This window comes from Almyronema sp., assembly GCF_052168255.1.
GTDB classification, from domain to species: Bacteria; Cyanobacteriota; Cyanobacteriia; order Phormidesmidales; family Phormidesmidaceae; genus Sphaerothrix; species Sphaerothrix epifaneia.
Genome location: NZ_JBQLZL010000082.1, coordinates 1 through 4,272, shown reverse-complemented (window position 1 = coordinate 4,272; position 4,272 = coordinate 1). Strand labels below are relative to the sequence as shown.

The window sequence follows — 4,272 nt, the reverse complement described above, 5'->3', positions numbered from 1 at the left end:
CCTGATTGCACCGCTGCCGCGATCGCTTGAATATCTGCCTGCTTTGAACCTCCAGCTTTTACACGCTCAATTGCTTCATGAAGGCTGTTTGACATAAGTTCAGATGTTCTGCATATTTTTTATTTTAGTCGCCAAATTATGGAGAAAGAAGCTGGAAGAATACTATTCTTCCAGCTTTTGCTGAATTGCCTCAATCAGCTCAGCAAAACCAGACTCACTATGAATCTGAGCCGTGAGCGAATTCATATCCTTGAGGATATTTGTTAACCTCGGCAAATGCTGACGAATCTCATTGTAGAGATCAATATCTTCCCGAAAGCCCTCCAAATTAGCTGAAGAAACGCTGCGAATCTGCTGATCTAGCGCCTGAATCTCTTGTTCCCAATACTGCACATATTGAATTCGATCGATTGGTTTATAAATTCTGGCATCCTCCAGCACTACTGGAAAAATGCGCTCATAAAACTGCTCATTCTTGGCAATTTGCAGCAGCTCAAACATGCAATTCTCAGATTTGAGATACTTCTCGCTAATCACCAGCACTACACACTTACCGCGCCCAATTCGCTCCATAAACGCTTTAATACGACCCTTAAAATCCAAGTAATTCTTATCACGAATCAGCGAAATTTCTTCAGCCGCCAGCGCCTGTTCAATTTGATTCGCCATTTCCTCACTTTTGCCACCCCAAGCATAGGAAATAAACACTTCTTTTTGACTAGCGCTGTCAGTGGAAGGCGACGATCGCTTTAGCCTTTCCGGTTGCGCTTTATAAGTATCCTTATCACTCCCGCCAGAAGACCGAGAACCGTGATACGTATCGCCAATTTGTAAACCCGTTGCAGCGCCAAAATTGAGATTATATTTACCCTGTTGCGTCACCCGCTGCACTGTGTTGTGATTGCCAACGGTGTTGCCATCTCCCGTAATGAGGATACTTCCTTGGGCATCTCCACCAATTGCCACCGAGCGATCGCCCGCTGCTTCAACAGGCGTGTTCTGTATTACCTGACGGTTAAACTCGCCCGGTTCTGACTCAATCTCTGGTTCGGCGGTAAACGGTAACGCCTTAGGTTCAGCCTCACCGCCTGCATAGTAGGCCAGCTTAAAATTATCTGCCTGATCAAAGTTCAAAATCGGATGTTGGCGATCGCCCGTCCGACGCGGCACGACCTCACGGGCATAGAGGGCTAAATCTGCCACCCGCACGTAGCCGTCTAGCTTCGAGGCTCCTTGCCCAGCCAGCGCTTCAATCAAAGCTAAAGTAAAAGCGCTATAAGGCCGACCCGCCAGCGACAGCTCATTTGCCTGAGACGACGCGATGATGACTCGCCCCTGTCCCTGAGCAAAAAGCGTTTGCGCCTCTGGAGGCAAGGGGGCTTTTTCCACCTCATACTGCAAGTCAGCCGCCTCCCCCAAGCCACCCACATGGCAGCAATCCAGCAATAGCAGCAGCTTCTTCGCCGGAATTGCCCGGAGCTTAGCCGTCAGTTCCAGTCCGCTAATCGCCGTTTTGTAGAGCTTGCTTGGCTCATAGCCAAAAGGCATTAAATAGTAAGCTTCTCCCATGGCAGTGGCAACCTGATAGCCATGCCCAGAGAAATAAATAATGACCATCGAGTCGGTCGTAGTTGCCTGAGCTAGCTGATCTAAGGTTTCCAGAATATCTGCTCGCCTTGCCTGCTGCTGGGTCAAGGTATGAACTTGTTCCGGTGGGTAGGCGCAGCGCTCTGGATCTTTGAGAATATTTGCCAGGGCGATCGCGTCACTTACAGTATTCGGCAAATCTCCCCCCACACCAATGACACAGGCATGACCGAGGGCAAAGCGTTTGCTCATATCAGCTTAAAGCTCAGCTAGCAGCAGGTTTTTCACCCATCTTAGAAATGAAACTTAGGCGTGCCAGTATTTTTAACATTCTGTTTCTTCGCTTTCTTGCTCCCATTAAGCCGTAGCTGTAGTCACAAGTGTTGAAACCCTTCAACGGCTGTAAGCCGCTGACAGAAAAGCTTTCCTTCAGTCTTCAGCCTGCTGTCTTCTGCCTTTAGCCATATCCATACCCCGAACTTAGCCCGGACCTTATCCACCTGCAGAAACCTTCTCAGGCACCAAGCTTTGCGCTTGGCGTTGCAAAATTACCATCTGAGTGCCAACAACCGGGCTACGAGCCAGAAGTTGATCGCCTTCATCTATCAGGCGGAGTCGCTCAAAAGCCAACGGCTGAACGGCTTCAAGAATACCGTTGGCGACTTGATCCTGGCGATCGCGGCTGAGTTGATACCATTGTGAGCCTAAATTTACTGTCAGTTCACTTCGACGGAAATCTGCCTGCACCGACTGCACCAGCCCTGCTGTATATTGCTCACTCATCCCCGCTACCTGGTCTTGAATTTGGGTAATTAAGTCTTGTTCTGGCGGCAGTTCTAGCGTCGCTTTGGGAGCTTCAACGACCTCAGTGACGGGCGAGGGTAGTTTGACTAAAGGCTGGCTGGTTGATACAGCAGCAGGCGGCGATGGCAACGAAGCAACCAAAATCACGATAAACGCTCCCAAGCCCAGCAAAATGGCGCTTAAAACCCCATCGCTGAGCCGAGGCTGCCACGCCGCTGGCAAACGCGATCGCACCAACGCCAGCAAACCTTTTCCCCAAGTTTTAGCTTGCTGCCAGCGGCTTTGAGGAGTTGTATGAGAGGCGATCGCTGCGACTGGTGCTGGGGCTTTTTCGGGAGTTGCTTCAGAGGCTGCCAGTGAGGTTTCTGAGGCTGAAACCTCTGTAGGTGCGTCAGCGGGCACATCCGCCGCAGGGATATTTGTATCTGGGCTTTCATCCGAGTCAGGCTGAGGGACTTGAGGGGCAGTTTCGTCAGACATAACCTTCAAATGAACTTACATAGCCCTATCTTCTGAGGTGGAGGGGGCATCCGGCAAATACCCGGCTGGTGTCCCTGCTTTTGCTGAGGTTGCTAAGCATTTTTGCGAAGCCATCAAGCAGGGTTCTGCCGCCCTCTATAATGACCATCTATTGTGGCGAACTGAGGAGATTTAACCAAAGTCTATGCCAGAAACAAAAACCTGCCCCATCTGTGGCGTCAAAATTTTGGTAGGTGTCATTGGGGGCGATCGCGTTTTGTTTTCAGTTGGCCCACCGGGCGATCGCGCTAAGCTCTGGGCCAGAGTTTGTCAGTACAATCAAAAACCTGGCTGTATTAATCCAGACGGCGGCCAAAACGCCCAGGCCAGCGACTACTATCACCCCCCCACGCCTTAGAATTCTCGCCAGCAACCCCTCTCGCTGGCGAGATTTAAAACTCCGGCAGGGTTTATTGCGGTAATAACGAAAATTTAGGCCATAATGGCACAGCTATGCTTAGCTAACTCTTTCCAATTCTGCAAACCATAAAGTTTCACCATGAAATTGCTGACGCAAGCATTAAAAAGCACCCTGCTGATTCCTGCCACTCTGCTGACGATTGGGGTAATGGCAAGCCGAGTGAACGCCCAAAGCCAAATTTATTCACCTGTTCCCCTGCCGGACAATCAAGAGATTACCGATAGTCTCTCTAGCCAAGATATTCCTACGGGTTTTGGCGGCTTTGCCAGAGACTACACCATTGAGCTAAAAGCAGGCGACCAGGTTGCGATCGACGTCACCTCTAATGAGTTTGATACGCTGGTTTCCCTGATGTCTCCTGATGGTGCCACGATTGGCGAAAACGATGACGGCCCCGACGGGACAACTAACTCGCTGCTGTTTGCCCGCATTACAGAACCCGGTACCTATACAGTGCGGGTACGCTCTTATGCAGGTCAGGGCGAAGGAGAATTTTTGCTAAAGTTAGCTCGCCTGCGCCCCGCGAATGAGGTTTGCCCCTAATCGGCGAAGGCGAGGTGCGATGGCCAGGGGAATTGAGCGATCGCACCTATCCCAAAAATTCTCTCGAAAATTTGCTTGCTAAGCATTCCAAAAGTTTGCTAAGTTATTTAAGCGCTGGAGCAAGCCTCAAGCGATCCCCAGCCGGGATAGCTCAGTCGGTAGAGCAGAGGACTGAAAATCCTCGTGTCGGCGGTTCAAGTCCGCCTCCTGGCATTCAAGTAAATCAAGCGAAAAGCCCTGAAGTCAAAGGTTTTGGGGCTTTCTCTTTTCAGGGCTTGACTTGAGGTTCGCTCATTTTTTGGGTGTTTTTAGAACAGGTTGGGGTAATTATTGGGGTAAAATTGGGGTAAGGATTTTTAGTACAAGGGTTTTATTCCTGGAGGTTTTGCCGTGTACTC

Annotated in this window: 4 protein-coding genes and 1 tRNA gene; 3 read left to right on the top strand and 2 right to left on the bottom strand. The window is 50.1% G+C overall.

Annotated elements, in window-relative coordinates; genetic code table 11:
- Positions 1-162: 162 nt before the first annotated feature.
- Both ACTS3T_RS18620 and ACTS3T_RS18615 read right to left on the bottom strand, forming a co-directional pair.
- A complete protein-coding gene (locus ACTS3T_RS18620) occupies positions 163-1,839 on the bottom strand; it encodes a caspase family protein (protein ID WP_377968293.1) in 1,677 nt (558 codons plus the stop codon).
- Positions 1,840-2,079: 240 nt separating this feature from the next.
- Positions 2,080-2,871, bottom strand: a complete 792-nt coding sequence (locus ACTS3T_RS18615) for a hypothetical protein (protein WP_377968292.1) — start codon at positions 2,869-2,871, stop codon at positions 2,080-2,082.
- Between the two features lie 184 nt (positions 2,872-3,055).
- Here ACTS3T_RS18615 and nblD point away from each other — a divergent pair, with 184 nt between their 5' ends.
- The 3 genes from nblD to ACTS3T_RS18600 all read left to right on the top strand — a co-directional run bounded on the left by nblD (position 3,056) and on the right by ACTS3T_RS18600 (position 4,087).
- The gene (gene nblD, locus ACTS3T_RS18610) at positions 3,056-3,268 is read left to right on the top strand and encodes an NblD family protein (protein WP_377968291.1); all 213 of its coding nucleotides are present in this window, start codon (positions 3,056-3,058) and stop codon (positions 3,266-3,268) included.
- Between the two features lie 141 nt (positions 3,269-3,409).
- On the top strand, positions 3,410-3,874 hold the full coding sequence (locus ACTS3T_RS18605) for a PPC domain-containing protein (RefSeq protein ID WP_377968290.1): 465 nt from the start codon (positions 3,410-3,412) through the stop codon (positions 3,872-3,874).
- A gap of 140 nt (positions 3,875-4,014) precedes the next feature.
- A tRNA-Phe gene (locus ACTS3T_RS18600) sits at positions 4,015-4,087 on the top strand.
- Positions 4,088-4,272 lie beyond the last annotated feature (185 nt).

Excerpts from the sequence above, each read along its gene's own strand:
- ACTS3T_RS18620 (WP_377968293.1), bottom strand. The coding sequence starts at position 1,839 with ATGAGCAAACGCTTTGCCCTCGGTCATGCCTGTGTCATTGGTGTGGGG.
- ACTS3T_RS18605 (WP_377968290.1), top strand. The coding sequence starts at position 3,410 with ATGAAATTGCTGACGCAAGCATTAAAAAGCACCCTGCTGATTCCTGCC.
- ACTS3T_RS18615 (WP_377968292.1), bottom strand. The coding sequence starts at position 2,871 with ATGTCTGACGAAACTGCCCCTCAAGTCCCTCAGCCTGACTCGGATGAA.
- nblD (WP_377968291.1), top strand. The coding sequence starts at position 3,056 with ATGCCAGAAACAAAAACCTGCCCCATCTGTGGCGTCAAAATTTTGGTA.